The sequence below is a fragment of the Halobacteriovorax sp. CON-3 genome (assembly GCF_043196995.1).
Lineage (GTDB): Bacteria > Bdellovibrionota > Bacteriovoracia > Bacteriovoracales > Bacteriovoracaceae > Halobacteriovorax_A.
This window is the reverse complement of record NZ_JBEBNA010000001.1, coordinates 678,351-694,532: the sequence shown is the minus strand read 5'-3', so window position 1 is coordinate 694,532 and position 16,182 is coordinate 678,351. Positions and strand designations below refer to the sequence as shown.

Genomic DNA, 16,182 nt, shown 5'->3' with positions numbered 1-16,182 from the left:
ATATATTGTTAGAATCAATTTATGACTAAGTTAATGAGTTTATTCGTATCCTGTCAATTGCTGTTTGGCCTAAGCTCTTATGCTTCTCGTCCAAAAGTTGACCTTGCGAATAGATATCTTAAGGCCCGCAAGCAGTATTTATTGGAGTACACAACTTTTGGAGTTGATGAGTGCTTGAAGCTGCACGCCAGTAAAATTATCCCCAAAGAGGACGGCTCTGGCCGTATTGTTATTGGGACGCCACGTTATTTCCAATTACTTAGTTCTTGCTTCAAAAATATCACCAATACTTGTTACGGTGAGAATTGCATTGTGTCACGTTCCATGTCCAAGCGTTTAAAGAATGTTGACCATGTGGATTCCATTTTGAACGCCCTATGATTTCAATTGTTTTTCCCTAAAAAATTCGACTTAGAAAGTGTCATTTCCTATTTAAAAAGCTATAATATCGCTCAACTATGTTATTTTAAAATACGTTTAATTACCCAAAGGAATTTACATGACTGTTCGTGTTCGTTTTGCACCTTCTCCAACTGGCTACCTACACATTGGTGGCGCTCGTACCGCTCTTTATAGCTACCTATTTGCAAAGGCAAACGGTGGTAAGTATATCTTAAGAATTGAAGATACTGACCTTGAAAGATCAAAGCGTGAGTATGAAGAAGCACAGATTGCTGACCTTAAGTGGATGGGAATTGAGCACGATGAAGGCCCTGATAAGGGTGGTGACTTTGGTCCATATCGTCAGTCTGAAAGACTTGAAATTTATAAAGATATTGCTTGGGATTTTGTTAAGCGTGGCCTTGCTTATCCTTGTTTCTTAACAAGTATCGAGTTAGAGCGCTTAACTGAAAAAGCAACAAATGAAAATAAAGACCCACATGCATACCACGGGCAATACCGTGACCTTGATCCAGCTGAAGCACAAAAGAGAATTGATGCTGGAGAAGAGTATGTTATTCGTTTTAAGAACCCTGGAAAAACTTGGGAATTTACAGACCTTGTAAAAGGACACGTTAAATTTCCTGAGAATATGGTAGGGGATTTCGTTATCTTAAGAGCTAACGGAATGCCTGTTTATAATTTCTGCTGTGTTGTTGATGATGCAAAGATGGAAATGACTCATGTTTTCCGTGCAGAAGAACACTTAAATAATACTTGCCGTCAACTTATGATCTACGATGCAATGGGTGTAACTCCTCCAAACTTTGGTCACGTTTCACTTCTTATTGGTCACGATCGTCAAAAGCTTTCAAAGCGTCACGGAGCAACTTCGGTGACTCAATATAAGGACCAAGGCTATCTTCCAGAGGCCCTAGCAAATTACCTATGTCTTCTCGGTTGGTCGCATCCAGATGAGACGGATATTTTTGATGTTAATGAGCTTAGCGATAAATTTGGTTACGAGAGATTCTCTAAATCATCAGCAATGTATGATATTGCAAAACTTAACTTCTTTAACGAGCAATGGCTTAGAAAGCTAGATGATGTTGAAATTGCAGCTGGTTTTGATCGTTTCATTCCTGAGGGGAGCGACTATCATAAGCAAGACGTTGCATGGAAAGTTAAATTTGCAGGACTTATGAAAGAAAAGATTCAGCTGTTTAGCAATATTATTGAGCATCTTCCGATTTTCTTTGATGCTGGTGTGGATGCGGACGATCAATATAATGAAGCGCTGTCTTGGGAAACAACTCCACAGATTAAAGAGTATCTAAAAGCACAACTAGCTGATCAAACGACTAACGTTACTGAAGATCAAGTTGGTGAGTGGATGAACTACTTAAAGAAAGAATTAAAAATTAAAGGTAAGCCACTTTTTATGGGGACACGTGTTTGTCTTACAGGACGAGCGCATGGGCCAGATCTAAAAACTGTCGTGGCACTTACTCCAATTGAAATAATTAAAGAGAGATTAGCGTAATGAACTTTTTTGAAGAATTAGAAGCAAGAGGAATTGTAAATCAGTACTCACATGAAGAATTAAAAGAAATCTTAAACGATAAGAAAATTTCTTTTTATTGTGGTTACGATCCAACGGCAAAATCTCTTCAATTAGGAAATTTATTTGCAGTAGTAACGATGATGCGCCTTCAAAGACAAGGGCATAAGCCTTACGTTCTTGTTGGTGGTGCAACGGGGATGATTGGAGATCCATCAGGTAAGAGTGATGAAAGAAATCTTCAATCTGAAGATCAAGTTTTAAAGAACCTAGAAGGCCAAAAAGCACAGCTTATGAATCTATTAGATTTTGAAGGCGAGAATGCGGCCACTATGGTTAACAATATTGACTGGATTGGAAAATTTTCTTTCCTTGAGTTCTTAAGAGACGTTGGTAAGAGATTCCGTGTTGGTGAAATGCTTGCTAAGGATTCTGTTAAGTCACGCATTAGCTCAGAAGTGGGTATTAGCTATACTGAATTTACATACCAAGTTATTCAGGGTTATGACTTCGCTCACCTGAATAAAGAATATGATGTAAGCCTTCAAATTGGTGGAGCTGATCAATGGGGAAATATGACTGCTGGAATGGATCTTACTCGTAAGATGCATCAAAAACCTGCTTTCTGTATGACTATTCCTCTTCTAACTGATTCAAATGGGAAGAAGTTTGGAAAGTCTGAAGGTGGCGCAATCTACCTTGATGCAACAATGACGTCTCCATATAAGATGTACCAGTTCCTACTTAATTCTGATGACTCTTCTGTAATCAAGTATCTTAAAACTTTAACTTTCTTAACTCTAGAAGAAATTGCTGAGTACGAAAAATTAGTTGAAACTGAACCTCACTTAAGAGCAGCGCAAAAGCGTCTTGCGGAAGAGATCGTAACTCTTGTTCACGGTAAAGAAGGTATTGAAGCTGCTAAAAAAGCAACAGACTTTTTCTTTGGAAAGGTAATCGAAAATACAACAGATGCTGAACTTGCGGGTATTTTTGATGACGTTCCATCAGTTGAGCTTGAAAAATCTCAATTAGGTGAAATTAGCTACTTAGATATGTTAGCGGCCACTCCTTTATTTAAATCTAAGGGAGAGGCAAGAAAAATGGTCACTCAAAATGGTGTTGCCATTAATAATATTAAGAATGCAGATATCGAACACATGATAACTACTTCAGATCTGGCAAGTGAGTCTTGCCTAATCCTTAAGAAGGGGAAGAAGAATTATTGTGTGGTAAAATTCGTTTAGAACTTAACTAGATAGTATATGAATACACAGCAACTCATCGATTTATTAAAGCTTGGTAGTTTTGAAGAACAAAACGTTCGAGTTGCTGTGTTCGATGAAGAGGCCCGTTTTCTCTTTGTTTCAACGACAATGTTTGGCTTTACTGAAGATTATCTAGGCATGAGTGTCTATGATTATTACAAGGGCCATCTTAGTGAGAGTGAAATTAAGAAGGTGAAAAAGTGCTTCGCAAAGGCCTTAGCTGGTGAAGTCGGCCGTGAGCAGATCATTTTAACAAATCGCTTAAACCGCGAAAGTATTACTTGGGATGTCGATTTTAATCCCTTTGTTGATGATGAGGGAAATAAGCGCGTTCTGTCGCAAATTCGACCTCACGAAGTTAATCTTACAACGAGTTCAACGAATTTCTTTATTCGAGAAATGGTTGAACAAAGCTCTGATATTTTCACTGTCTTTGATAAGGATTATAATTTTGTCTATGTTTCAAAAGCTGACGCTACTTGGAATGATAGGCCTTTAGTAGGCCAAAATATAAAAGACGTTGTGAGTGGTAAGAATCTTAAAAAATTCTATCAACGAGCAGAACGTGCAAAGAAGTCTGTAGGTGAAATTATCACCGATACGGTTTTTATCGAAGTTGAAGATGATGAAGAGTCGGTATTTGAGTGCTCGATGGAGTATCACGACTTTAATCAACTTGGTCACTTCTTTCTTGATCGTACGGCCGATGTGACTGAAAGATTTCGTCGAAATCGTGAAATCGATTCGCAGAAAGCTACGATAGATAAAATGAGTAAGTGGACAGCTCTTGGACAGATGGCCGCTAATATCGCCCATGAGGTAAATAACCCTCTTGCTATTATTGAACTTCAAGTTCAGGCCATAGAGCGTCGAGGTGAGAAGATCACTTCTGATCAACTCTTAGAGAAGATTCGTTCAATTGGTGATCAGAAAAATCGTATCGCAAATATTGTGAGCTCCCTTAATATCTACTCTCAAGATGACCGCTCAATGCGTGAGATGACAAGTCTATCTTCGATCATTCACGACTCAATTGCATTATTTAAAACAGGCCTTGTGGATGAGAGTCTACGTATTGTCTTTTCAAATGATGCGGACTCAGACCTCGTGACGATTAATTCGTCGGAAGTTATTCAGGTTCTAATTAACCTATTTAATAACTCTCATGATGCTATTGCAGGACTTAAAGAACAATGGATTGAGATCAATCTTCTTGATGATACAGAGCATGTTATTGTTGAGGTTCTCGATAGTGGGCAAGGGATTGAAAAAGAGATTGCTCAGAAAATCTTTAATCGCTTCTACACAACTAAGAGTAAAGAGAAGGGTACTGGTCTCGGTTTAAATATCAGCCGTGAAATTATTATGGACCACGGTGGTACTCTGACTTACGATCCTGACTCAGAGTACACAACCTTTATGATTACATTACCAAAATCTGAGCTTCTTTAATTCGTACTTCCTGTATGAATCCCTAGTACTGAACAAGAGGCCTTTGCCATAATCTGATCATCTTCAGTTCCAAATACATGAAACCATCTATGCTTCTTATTTGAATTAAATACAAGTAGGTCATACTCAACTGTCAGAGTCTCTAGGGTATCGACCTTGTCATTATACTTAATAATATGCCCAGTCGTTCGAACAGTCATATCATCACTGATTAAGCGAATATACTTTTCAACTTGAGAAGTTTCTTCAATCGTTAGATCCTTATCGATAAGATAGATAAAGGTAATCTCTGCTTTATGGGACTCTGCAATTTGCTGGGCCGCTTGAATAAGAGTGACATCATTAGAGTTCTGATCAATGAGAACCATAATCTTTCTCATATAACGAACACCATTGTCTCTAAAGATAGCAAGGTGACAATTTAGGTGCGACCTAAGCCATGCTACAGGACTTTGAGTTGTGAACGTATCACGAAGACGTCCTTTCCACTCCATAAAGAGCCAATTGCAATGAAGTCTTTGGCCAATTTCAAAAATAGACTTTGATAAGTCGTGAGTCACGATAGGATCAAAGTTAATCGGTGTGGTCTTTTCAATGGCCATAGCAATTACTCGACGTCTTAGCGATCTAAGCTTTGGGTCTTCATCAGTAAAGTCATTCAGGTCTGTTTGTTCTGGCGCCTCTGTTAAGTGGGCTACTTCAATATGCTCACCACCAGCTAGAGTTGTCCCCATGTCAATTAGCATTTCAGGAGATCTCTCATTACCGACAAGGGCAACGACAACATTGGCATCCTGATCAAGGCTTAGCTTTTCAGAAGCTGCCGGTGCTGGGAATTGTGCCTCATTAACTAGATCCGTTCTCTTTCCTCTTATTCCTAGTACACCTTTTCGACTCACGCGTCCTTTTGCGTAGAAGAGATAGATTAAGATACCTGGGACAGAAATTGAGACAAGGCCAATTACGGCAAGATCCTTCATCATAACAAGTAAGTAGAGCGTTGAAATGATTCCAAAAATTTGAACATATGGATAAAGAGGTGACTTATAAGTTGGCTTATACCATTGAATATGAGTCTCTCTAAGAGCAATAACTGCGATATTCTCAATCATGTAAATTGTTAGAATAAAGGCCGAAGCAAGTTTTGCAATTTTAGCAATATTTAAAAAGTAGATTGCACAGGCGACAACTAGTCCTGAGGCAAGGATACTCCAAACAGGTGTTAAGAATCTACGGTCTAGGTGGCCAAATAGCCTTGGAATCAAGTGATCCCGACTCATGGCAAATGGAAAACGAGAAGCCGCAAGAAGCCCAGCGTTTGCCATGGAAGTCATGGTTAGGATGGCCAGAACCGCCATGATCATCCCAAATCCCTTTCCACCAAACTCATAGGCCAGAGTATAAATAGGTCTTAGATTATTCTTTAACTGCTCGATTGGTAAGTACTTAGCAAGGGCGAGAGTTGTGACACAGTAGAGGAGTGTGACAATCAAAAGAGATAGCAGAATTCCTCTTGGAAGATTCTTCTCTGGAGTTTTGATTTCTTCTGCAATGGCCGCAACCTTTGTTACACCTGCATATGAAATAAAAACGAGACCTGCTGCCAAGAGAATTGAGTCCATATGTGAAAATGAAAATGGAATACCTGTGATAACTTGGGCCGTTGAGAGCGTTCCAATATTTAAAACAGTGAGGCCAATTGTTGAAAGAAGGACAACGGCGATTAGAAGACCACTGACTTTTCCAACACCGACAATATTTAATATTGTAATAATTGCAGTGAGGATGAGGGCGAAGTTTTTAAGATCAAAGCCTGCACTTATAGCACCAAGGTAGGCACCAAAACCCATCAGGGCAAATGCCGCCTTAAGTAGCAGGGAGATCCAAAGGCCTAGGCCCGCAATTGTTCCGGCCATTGGCCCAAATGTTCTTTCAATATAAATATATGTACCACCTGATGCCGGCATGGCCGTGGCAAGTTCTGATTTTGATAGTGCCGCCGGAAGTACACAGAGTCCGGCCAGTAAATATGAGATCCATACGTACGGACCTGTCACTTCGAATGCTAGTCCTGGCAGAACAAAAATTCCAGATCCAAGCATTGACGCGATACTGATTGAAATAACTGATGAGAGTCCTAAGTTTCTTTCAAGTTTCTTCAAATAAATTCCCTTATTCTAATTTGAGTATTTGGGCATTATCACTCAAAAGATAGGGATTGTTAATAAAAATGGGGATTTGGGCTATAGTTCGGTTAAAATCTCTTCCAGAGTTTTCTTAACTAAATCACGCTTTGAGTCAAGATCTTGATCGACTTCAAAGGCCTTTAGAGAGGCACCGATTTTTAGGAAGTTGTAGCATGAGAAGCTGCCGGCCATTTTGTGAAGGACTTGGCGCAGCTCATTTTCTTGCATTGTCGCAACTTTTGGCAGGAGGTAGTTAATTTCTGTTTTCTTAGATGCCTTAAACTTGGGAAGTAGTTTTTGAATATGTGAATTGAGACTCTTTTCCATGATATCACCTTGTGGGATATTTGAGGGAGCATTAGGCTCCCTCAGTAGTGTCGAGTACTATTTTTTAACTGTTTTTTTGGCGGCCTTTCTTGGAGCTGCTTTTTTGGCCGGGGCCTTCTTTGCGGCCACTTTCTTAGTTGTTTTTTTGGTCGCTTTCTTCGTAGCTTTCTTTGTCGCTTTTTTGGCCACCTTTTTTGGAGCGGCTTTTTTAGCAGGCGCCTTCTTTGCTGCCGCTTTCTTTTTTACTACTTTCTTAGCAGTCTTGGCCTTCTTCTTAATTGTCGCCTCGGCCTCTTTTACTTTCTTTGTTGCCGTTTTCTTGGCCTTTTTCATTTCATCTTTAAGATACTTATCAAGTGTCTTTTGAAGCTTTTGCACATCTTTGATGTGTCCATCTAGATACTTCTTAGCGGCCTTAACTTCTTTTTGAATTGTTGAATCAACAAATTTTTCAACTTTCTTTTTTTCTTTTTGTAGCGTTAGAACAACTTTCTTTACATCTTTATCCATCACGTTGCGAGCTTCTTTCTCAACTTGACCGATAAAGTTCATCACGTTCTTTTCTACTTCTTTTACAGATTTATTAGCAATAACATTATCAACCATTGCTTTTACATCATCGAAAGAATTAACTACTTTTTCAAATGTCTTATTCATCTTTTCTTACTCCCTAAATCAATAGACTAGTCTAAATTAAAATCAACCTTCTTACATATCGGCACACGTCTTCCAAAACCAAAGCTTTTATCTTTAAGTTTTAAAATAGGACAGAACTGCTGCCTTTTGTATTCACTATTTAATATCAGTTTAATGACTCTTTCAACTTCAGTTTTGTTTAACCCAAGCTTAAGAAGGTCTTCCATGTCGTAGCGATAAGAAAGATATGATTCTAATATCATATCGAGGGTGTCGTAGGGAGGTAAAGAATCTTCATCTTTTTGCTCGGCCCTAAGCTCTGCACTCGGTGGCCTCTCAATAACAGCAGCTGGAATAATATTGTTGAAGTTCTTGTTGATATGCCTTGAAAGGGCAAAAACCTCACTCTTATAGAGATCCCCAAGAATGCTAAGTGCCCCAACTGAGTCACCATATAGAGTCGAGTAGCCAACAGCAAGTTCAGACTTGTTAGATGTGTTGATGACCATCGCTCCGGTTTGGTTTGAGCGTGCATAAAGTAAGGCGCCTCTTAGGCGTGATTGTATATTTTCATCGGCCAGTCCTGATAGAGGGTCTAGCGAGTCTTGAAATAGGTTTTGCACTGATGAGTGGAGAAACTTAATTGGTACATTATGAAGCTTTATTCCAAGGTTCTTACAGAGCTCTTCGCTGATCTCCCAGCTTAGGCCAGCAGAGAATTTTGAAGGCATATAAATGGCCTCAACTTCTTGTCCAGGTCGCAAGAATAACTTAACCAGTGTTAGGACAAGTGCTGAGTCGATTCCACCAGAAAGGGCCACAAGGAATTTGTTCATCCCACACTTTCTGGCATAGTCTTGTAGACCTAAATTAATGGCACCTAAAATAGCATCGAGTTTTTCTTCACTCAGTGGCCTAAGCCTTGCTCCATTAGGAGTCTTTTCAATATGAGGGCCAAAAAGGGATTCCCAAGAGTGTTTCCCCTGAGGTGCTGCTCCTAGATCTTTCATTTTGACTGCTGGGCCAACTTCAACTTCCATTTTATCTGCTACAAATGACTTGGCCTTGGCAATTACTGTTTGGCCATTGACGACAAAGCTTGCACCATCAAAAATGATTTCATCTTCTGCACCAACTTTATTGACGTAGTAAAAAGGGATATTAAATACCTTTGAGATTTCGCTGGCCCTTTTAAGACGCTTATCTTCTTTATCGATATTCCACGGCGACGCACTTAGATTGATGACTCCATTTAGGCTTTCACCTTGGGCCTTGTTCATAAGAAGTTGGAGTGGGTCAATTGCATACTGCTTTGAGTGCCACATATCCTCACAAATAAGTAGACCAAATTTATAGTCCCCAAGAGTCCAAATTGTGGCAGAATCTCCTGGTGTATAGTATTTCGTTTCATCAAAAATATCATAGGCCGGCAGAAGGCACTTCTTATAAATATCCTTTAGATTAGCATCTTTAGTGACTTCATAAATGACGTTGTAGATATTTGAAGGAATTTCATTATTTTCTTCAAAGTCATAACGAACCCCACCGATTAACAAGGCCGTGTGCTCTTCAAAATCTGTCTTGGAAAATAACTCTTTTAGAGCACCTAGCAATTCGTGATATTCGCGAATAAATGTTTTTTGTAGAACTAAATCCTGGAGGGGATATCCTGTTAAAAATGACTCTGGAAAGATGTGAATCTTATTTTGAAAGCCTTGAGATTGAACAAGATTCTCTATGTATTTGTAAACTTGTGTAAAGTTGCCAATGGTGTGATCAGTTTGATGAATGACTATTTGCATTGCGTCGTCTCTATGTTAATAATATACGTTAAATACTGGTAATTAATGGACTTTATAGCATGTTTGCATATATAAGGTCTATATCATCATTTAAGTATATTAAAGAGGTTGAAATTGTCTAATTCGCAAAAAGTAATTGTTATTGGTGCTGGAATGGCCGGTAGTGAAGCCGCCAATTTTCTAGCAAATCATGGTGTTGAAGTTATTCTTGTAGAAAATAAAACGATCCAGAGAAACCCAGCACAGAAAATCGATGCATTCGCAGAATTAGTATGCACGAACTCACTTAAGTCGATGAATCCAGCTTCTGGGCATGGACTTCTTAAATATGAGATGGACGCTCTTGGCTCCATCATTCTTGACTCTGCAAGAAAGCATGCGGTTCCTGCAGGGGATGCTCTTGCGGTAGATCGTGATGGCTTTTCAGGAGAAGTAACTGATCGTCTTCATAAAAATGAAAAGATCACAATTGTTGCACAAGATGCATCAGATCCTCAGGCGCTAATGGCCGAGTATCAGGCAGATGCTTGTATTATCGCTTCTGGCCCTCTAACGACAGAAGGCCTATCAAATTGGATCGTTAAGAATATTTCAAATGACGACTTCTATTTCTACGATGCAATTGCACCAGTAGTGGATGGAGACAGTCTTGATTACTCAAAGCTATATTACAAAGATCGCCACAAGCCAGTAAGTGAAGAAGAAGGTGAGGAAGCGGATTATCTAAATGCTCCAATGAATCAGGAGCAATATGAAGCTTTTATCGCAGAGCTTGTTAAGGCAGAGAAAGTACCGGCCCAAAATTTTGAAGATTATAAATTCTTCGAGTCATGCCTACCTGTTGATATTATGGCAGAGCGTGGTGTTGATACGGCCCGTTTCTCATGTATGAAGCCTATTGGACTGGAATTACCTGATGGCTCTCTTCCATATGCCTGTGTTCAGCTAAGACGTGAAAATCTACTCGGTTCGGCCTTTAATATGGTTGGATTCCAGACTCGTCTAAAATACCCTGAGCAAACACGTGTCTTTAAGATGATTCCTGGTTTTGAAAATGCAAGTTTTCTTCACCTAGGTTCTGTTCATAGAAACTCATTTATTAACTCAAGAACACTGCTAGATTTTGATCTAAGTGTTAAGAAATTTCCTAATATTTACTTTGCTGGTCAGATTACTGGAGTTGAAGGTTATACTGAGTCAGCTTCCATGGGACAGTATGTAGCGCTTCAACTTCTTAAGAAGTTAAGAGGTGAGGAAGTTAAACAATTTCCTGTGGAGACAGGACTAGGTGCCCTTGTTAACTATATTATGACAGTGCCTAAGCCAACTCCATCAAATATTAACTTCGGACTTCTTCCTCCGGTTACTCTTACTAAAGAACAAAGACGTGATCGTAAGAATCGTAAAAAAGTCAAAAAGCAACTTGCTTCTGATCGTGCGAAACTTGTCTTTGATGAATTCATGAGTGGGTACTTTACGAAGTGAAAGGTTTAAGCTTTATTCTCATTGCTTGCTTTATTTGGGCGCTGGATACGCTTATTCGCTATCCTCTGCTTTATAAGTACAATAGCAGTGAGATCATTGTTTTTGGTGAGCACTTATTTCTTACCATTCTCTTTCTTCCAACTCTCTATATTGCAAGAAAGAAAATCTTAAAGATGAAGCCATTTGAAATGCTTTGCTTCTTTATGATTGGCGCAATGGGCTCGGCCATTGCTACTTTAACTTTCACAAAATCATTTGCGCTCCTAAATCCATCACTGGTTATTCTCTTACAAAAGCTTCAACCATTTATTGCCATAAGTCTTGCTTACCTTATTTTAAAAGAGCGTATCACGAAGCGCTTTCTCTTGTGGGCAGCTGTTTCATTATTTGGGGCAATATTAATTAGCTACCAGGATATTAATAGCGCTATTAATTTGATTAAGACTGGACAAGTGAGCTTTGATCGCTCGTCTTTATATGGGCTTTGCCTAGCACTCATTTCTGTCATGAGTTGGGGGAGTGCGACAGTATTTGGAAAGTACCTAATGAAGAAGAATTGGGTTGAAAAAGAAGTGATGTCACTGCGCTTTGCAGTCGGCCTTCTTGCTATTATTCCTTTTATGATTGGAACAGGCACAGGACTTAATTTTCCAATTGAGTTATGGGGAAAGGTTAGTATCTTGGCCCTCATTTCTGGAATTTTTGGAATGTACTTCTATTATAAGGGGCTAGGACTAGTCTCTGCTAAGGTTTGTACTATTGCTGAAATGTCTTTTCCATTCTTTGCAGTCATAATCAATTGGGTTGCCCTTGATCAGAAGCTTAGCGTTGTTCAGCTATTGGGTGGGGCATTTTTACTGCTCGGATCAACGATGCTACAATTAGCAAATAGAAAACACGAATTAAACGTTCAAGTGAATTAATTTTATTAGGGAGACTAGGTGGGCCATTTACCAATGGATCTAACAGATAAGATTTTTTTGATTGCAGGAGCAGCAGGTTTTGTTCCTTCAACTGTTGCCCAGCTTTATCTTGATAAAGGTGCGACAGTCTATGGCCTTGATAATTTTATAACAGGTTCAAATTCTAATATTGAACTTCTCTCTAAATATGAAAACTTCCACTTTATTAAGTGTGATATTGTTCAGGGACTGCCTGATTTTGAAGAGGTGAAGTTTGACTTCATCCTCTCTCTTGCGTCATCTGCTTCTCCGGTTGATTTTGAAATCATCCCACTTGAGATCATGATGGCCAATTCAGTTGGAACTCAGAATCTTCTCGAGCTTGCAAAAGATCATGGGGCAAGATTTCTAGAGGCTTCAACTTCGGAAATCTACGGTGATCCCGAGATTCACCCACAAGTTGAAGATTACGTTGGACATGTTAATCCAATTGGCCCAAGAAGTTGCTATGATGAATCAAAGCGCTTTGCTGAGGCCCTGACAATGACTTATTTTAGAAAGTACAATGTCGATACACGTATTGTTCGAATCTTTAATACTTATGGACCTCGTATGCGTCCTGATGATGGCCGTGTTATTCCTAATTTTATCAATCAAGCATTGGATGGAGAGGATATCACAATTTATGGTGATGGAGGCCAGACTCGCTCATTTTGCTATGTAACTGATCTTGCAAACGCAATTGATCACGTTCTAATGCTAGGTGATGAGATGCCTTATAATATAGGAAACCCTGATGAGTATTCAATTAAGGAGACGGGAGAATTAATTGTTTCGACTCTCGAGTCATCATCAAAATTATCATACCAGGAACTGCCAAAAGATGATCCAAGACGTAGAAGACCCGACATTAGTCGTGTTATGAAATTAGGGTACTCGCCAAAAATTTCATTTGAGCAAGGGATTAAAGAAACTGCTAATTATTTTAAAAATATAAAAAATAGGTAATGAGAATATTATGTTAAAAGTTGTTGTCAGCTGCGATGCTGTTATTGAAAGAGATTATTATATTGAGTGTTTAGAAACAATACTTGGTGTTATCGGTGATAACGTTGAGCTTTATACTCTTGTACATAGACAAGGTCAGGTTCTAGGGCCAGTTGAACAAAGAAAAATTCATTCAACATTTCTAAACCGTTTTGTAAAATCTTGGGAAGACCTAGTTGATAAATCTCACTTAGTACACGGTGCCGCTAGAGGTTTATTTATTCCATGTAGTGTTGATCTTGTGGTTAATCTTTCTCGTGGTTTTTCTCAAGAAATCAAGATGTGTGATGATACTTATCTCTTCACTTACTTTGTCGAAGATATTAATTCGATTAAGAAGAAGTCCTCTTTTAAGGAATTCTTTTTCAAAGCATTTACTCGTACGAAACAGCGAAAATATTTAAAAAGAGCAAATACACTTTGGTCAAATGAAGAAGCAATTTTAGAAGAGTTTCCAAGTGCGACTCAGGTAACGCCAGCAATTGCTTTAAAGGATTACAAGATTCTTCCTGAAGGAATGTTTAAGCGTGATTACTTCTTAATTAACTGTGAGCCACTTACAAGCTCTGAAGTTTATAAGATCATCGATATTTATGGTGATAAGAAATTCAAATTCATCGGAAAGCATGATCACTTAGGGCAATATGCGACTAAGCATCCTGAGCTTTTCTTTGGTGATCGCTGCTCAGGTGAGCTCGCTCCACTTTTAGCTGGAACGAAGTATCTAATTGATACGACAGATAAGTTTCCACATTTTTCACTTAAGGCCTTAAGTTGTGGAAGGCCAGTTCTTACAAATGGAAATAAGTTTTTACCATTTGGTGTAGGAGTGCATGAGCTACCTGCGGACTACCTTGCACTAAGATATCCTGTACAAGTTGGAATTCCTGACGAAGATCCTAAGAAGCGTCATGGGGTTTCTGCTAATTATGAGATGGTTAAATTTAAACATATCTTCTTAAAAGAATTTAATAAGATTAGTGAAGTTATTGAAGAAAAGAAAGCTTCACAACAGATTCAAAGAGATGATAGCTGCTGCGAAGCTTAGTTTATTACTCTAGTGTCTTTTTTAATTTTATAACATTGTAACGATTTGAAATAATCTTCCACAGGGACAGCTTTGAGTCCTTGTGGATTGTTCCTTTATCATCAATGATTTCTTCGTCATTTAGTTGCTCAACTGCATCCTCATTCACTGTTGGATCAAAATTAGATAGCGCCATAACTCCATCTTCACTGTCGAGTAAACTTTCAAAACCATTAAGTTGACTCTTAAGCTTGTTTAAGTAGTCTTTTGAAGCTGGGTCATATGCAACAGCAAGACCTTCTCCTGTTCCTTTTTCTAAGTCTTGTGAATTCTTAGCGATATCTCTGGCCGCATTACGTCCACCAGCTCTTCGATAATTAAGGGCCATCTGAACAGGGGATACATGACCAGCTAGTGTATCTGCTAGATACTTAGAATTTCCTGCTGGATTAAGAATCGCATTGATTGCCTTCTTGGCCTTAGCACTTGTCTTATCAGATTTTGCGAGTGTTTTAAGAACACGATTGGCCGCTTTGTTAATCTTAGCAGCATTTTTATCAAGTGCTTCGTTTACATACTTTGAGTTACCTGTGGCCTTTGTCTTATTATAGCCACCTTGTACTTCACTAAGTCCGATAGCGTTGGCAAAGTTTTCACCTGTTGTCCCAAGTTTCCCCATCTTTATATCCATCTTAGGAATTGTTTTAAGCTTTTCTGTCTTCACTTCATCCACGTCGAATGTCGTATCATTATTACTCATCCCTAATCCCTGTGAACCAGGAGTGGCCATACCACTGGCAACAGAAGTTTTTTGGCTCGAGGCCGGATTGTATTGATTATTGTAGCGGGCCAAGAGTTTTCTAAGAACGACTTCTGTTTTTTCTCGGGCACTCTTTGCGCTCTTGTGGGCCTTCTTAGCAGAAGAAAGGGCCTGGTTTTCAAGTGCCAGTGCCACTGCACCAAGACCTAAAACCCAATATGTACACGGGTTTGAAGCAGGACAGCCAAAGATTGTCAGGGCCGCACAAATGGCGGCAATAGCAGTAGAGATTGTAATCATCATCATAATTCTCTTATGATGCTTCATCTTATCTTGTGCTGCCTTTTCCATATCTTTTAAAAGTTGAACTTCAGTTTCAAGAGCAACTCTTTGAGTTTGGTGATTCCATGCTTTTTCATCTTGTTCATCAAGTTTTGCTAAGGCATCTTTATAACCTTTAAACTTCTTCTTGTAGCCATCACCCATGGCCGACATAAGAGCAACTGCGAGTATGATCGCCCCTGAGAGCATTGTTCCGATTCCATCTGTCTGGCACATTCCACCGAATAAAAGAACACAGCCTTGTCCTACTTGAGCAGCAGCTGCCAGATAACTCATCGTATCTGAAGCACCTTTTGGACCGCTTGTCTTATGGTTAGTAAAGAGTTTTGCATCGGCCTTTAGATCTTCCTGACATTTTTTATCAATCCCACAATTTTGATATTCCATATTGTAGTTCTTATTGTCGTTGGCATTAACACATTGTTCGAGGTGACAATTATAAACATTTCCACCCTCACACTTTTGATTTGTTCCATCGTGATAACAGTAGTTGGGATCTGATTGTTTTTGTACTTCTGTGCGGCCGTCATCTTCCTCAGATTGTGTGGAGTCTGCAGTCTTTTCTTGCTGCGTTTCAGATTGGACTTGTTCCTGCTGGGCCTGTGTATTCACATCCGTTTGCTCTTGGGCGTAGGCCATAGGAGTCAAAAGCATTGACCATGAAATAAGAGTTATTAATAACTTCTTGATAATTACAAATTGTCCGCTTGCCATTTTCATAGCGTTCTCCTCACCTTATAAGAGTATTTTATCGAAAATGTGTCCATCTCCTTACTATTATATAAGATTTGTTGCAATTTTAGATACTTAGGCATCTTTTACGCCTTTTTGACCGTGTCTTTTTCGTGGCGTTTGCTTTCAATTTTTTCTCAATATTTAAAATTGTCCTAAGATTAGGCTTTATGTTTAGAAAGTATGCAATGCTCTGATATAAGTTGTTAAAAATGCATAAAATAGTTTGGCCTCTATGTTGCTCTAATATTTACAAATAGGAACATGGGGGAAG

13 protein-coding genes are annotated in these 16,182 nt (G+C 39.0%); 8 read left to right on the top strand and 5 right to left on the bottom strand.

Annotated elements, in window-relative coordinates; all coding sequences use genetic code 11:
* Positions 1–21 precede the first annotated feature (21 nt).
* From ABMA72_RS03185 to ABMA72_RS03170, 4 genes are all read left to right on the top strand, one after another.
* Positions 22–381, top strand: coding sequence for a hypothetical protein (locus ABMA72_RS03185; RefSeq protein WP_392855997.1), 360 nt, complete (start codon positions 22–24; stop codon positions 379–381).
* A gap of 118 nt (positions 382–499) precedes the next feature.
* On the top strand, positions 500–1,924 hold the full coding sequence (gene gltX / locus ABMA72_RS03180) for a glutamate--tRNA ligase (RefSeq protein ID WP_393056043.1): 1,425 nt from the start codon (positions 500–502) through the stop codon (positions 1,922–1,924).
* Positions 1,924–3,189: a tyrosine--tRNA ligase gene (gene tyrS, locus ABMA72_RS03175; protein ID WP_392855992.1), complete on the top strand. Its 1,266-nt coding sequence runs from the start codon at positions 1,924–1,926 to the stop codon at positions 3,187–3,189. The genes gltX and tyrS overlap by 1 nt, the downstream gene beginning before the upstream one ends.
* An 18-nt stretch (positions 3,190–3,207) precedes the next feature.
* Positions 3,208–4,662, top strand: coding sequence for an ATP-binding protein (locus ABMA72_RS03170; RefSeq protein WP_393056040.1), 1,455 nt, complete (start codon positions 3,208–3,210; stop codon positions 4,660–4,662).
* Here the strand turns inward: ABMA72_RS03170 and ABMA72_RS03165 are convergent.
* The 4 genes from ABMA72_RS03165 to ABMA72_RS03150 all read right to left on the bottom strand — a co-directional run bounded on the left by ABMA72_RS03165 (position 4,659) and on the right by ABMA72_RS03150 (position 9,613).
* Entirely contained in the window at positions 4,659–6,824 is a 2,166-nt protein-coding gene (locus ABMA72_RS03165) for an amino acid permease (protein ID WP_393056037.1), read from the bottom strand. The two genes, ABMA72_RS03170 and ABMA72_RS03165, sit on opposite strands and share 4 nt — an antisense overlap.
* Before the next feature lie 81 nt (positions 6,825–6,905).
* Entirely contained in the window at positions 6,906–7,175 is a 270-nt protein-coding gene (locus ABMA72_RS03160) for a hypothetical protein (RefSeq protein WP_392855986.1), read from the bottom strand.
* Between the two features lie 57 nt (positions 7,176–7,232).
* Positions 7,233–7,832 (bottom strand): hypothetical protein, encoded by a 600-nt coding sequence (locus ABMA72_RS03155; RefSeq protein WP_393056034.1) that lies wholly within the window; start codon positions 7,830–7,832, stop codon positions 7,233–7,235.
* A gap of 26 nt (positions 7,833–7,858) precedes the next feature.
* Complete coding sequence (locus ABMA72_RS03150) at positions 7,859–9,613, bottom strand: NAD+ synthase (RefSeq protein ID WP_392855982.1); 1,755 nt, start codon at positions 9,611–9,613, stop codon at positions 7,859–7,861.
* Positions 9,614–9,727: 114 nt separating this feature from the next.
* Between ABMA72_RS03150 and trmFO the strand changes: the two genes are divergently transcribed.
* The 4 genes from trmFO to ABMA72_RS03130 are packed head-to-tail and all read left to right on the top strand — an operon-like array spanning position 9,728 to position 14,095.
* The gene (trmFO, locus tag ABMA72_RS03145; protein ID WP_392855980.1) at positions 9,728–11,098 is read left to right on the top strand and encodes a methylenetetrahydrofolate--tRNA-(uracil(54)-C(5))-methyltransferase (FADH(2)-oxidizing) TrmFO; all 1,371 of its coding nucleotides are present in this window, start codon (positions 9,728–9,730) and stop codon (positions 11,096–11,098) included.
* Complete coding sequence (locus ABMA72_RS03140) at positions 11,095–12,021, top strand: DMT family transporter (protein ID WP_392855978.1); 927 nt, start codon at positions 11,095–11,097, stop codon at positions 12,019–12,021. Before trmFO ends, ABMA72_RS03140 begins: the two co-directional genes overlap by 4 nt.
* A gap of 18 nt (positions 12,022–12,039) precedes the next feature.
* Positions 12,040–13,008 (top strand): NAD-dependent epimerase/dehydratase family protein, encoded by a 969-nt coding sequence (locus tag ABMA72_RS03135; protein ID WP_393056031.1) that lies wholly within the window; start codon positions 12,040–12,042, stop codon positions 13,006–13,008.
* Between the two features lie 10 nt (positions 13,009–13,018).
* Entirely contained in the window at positions 13,019–14,095 is a 1,077-nt protein-coding gene (locus ABMA72_RS03130) for a hypothetical protein (protein WP_392855973.1), read from the top strand.
* Between the two features lie 4 nt (positions 14,096–14,099).
* Here ABMA72_RS03130 and ABMA72_RS03125 read toward each other — a convergent pair whose 3' ends face one another.
* The gene (locus ABMA72_RS03125) at positions 14,100–15,896 is read right to left on the bottom strand and encodes a hypothetical protein (RefSeq protein WP_393056028.1); all 1,797 of its coding nucleotides are present in this window, start codon (positions 15,894–15,896) and stop codon (positions 14,100–14,102) included.
* Positions 15,897–16,182 lie beyond the last annotated feature (286 nt).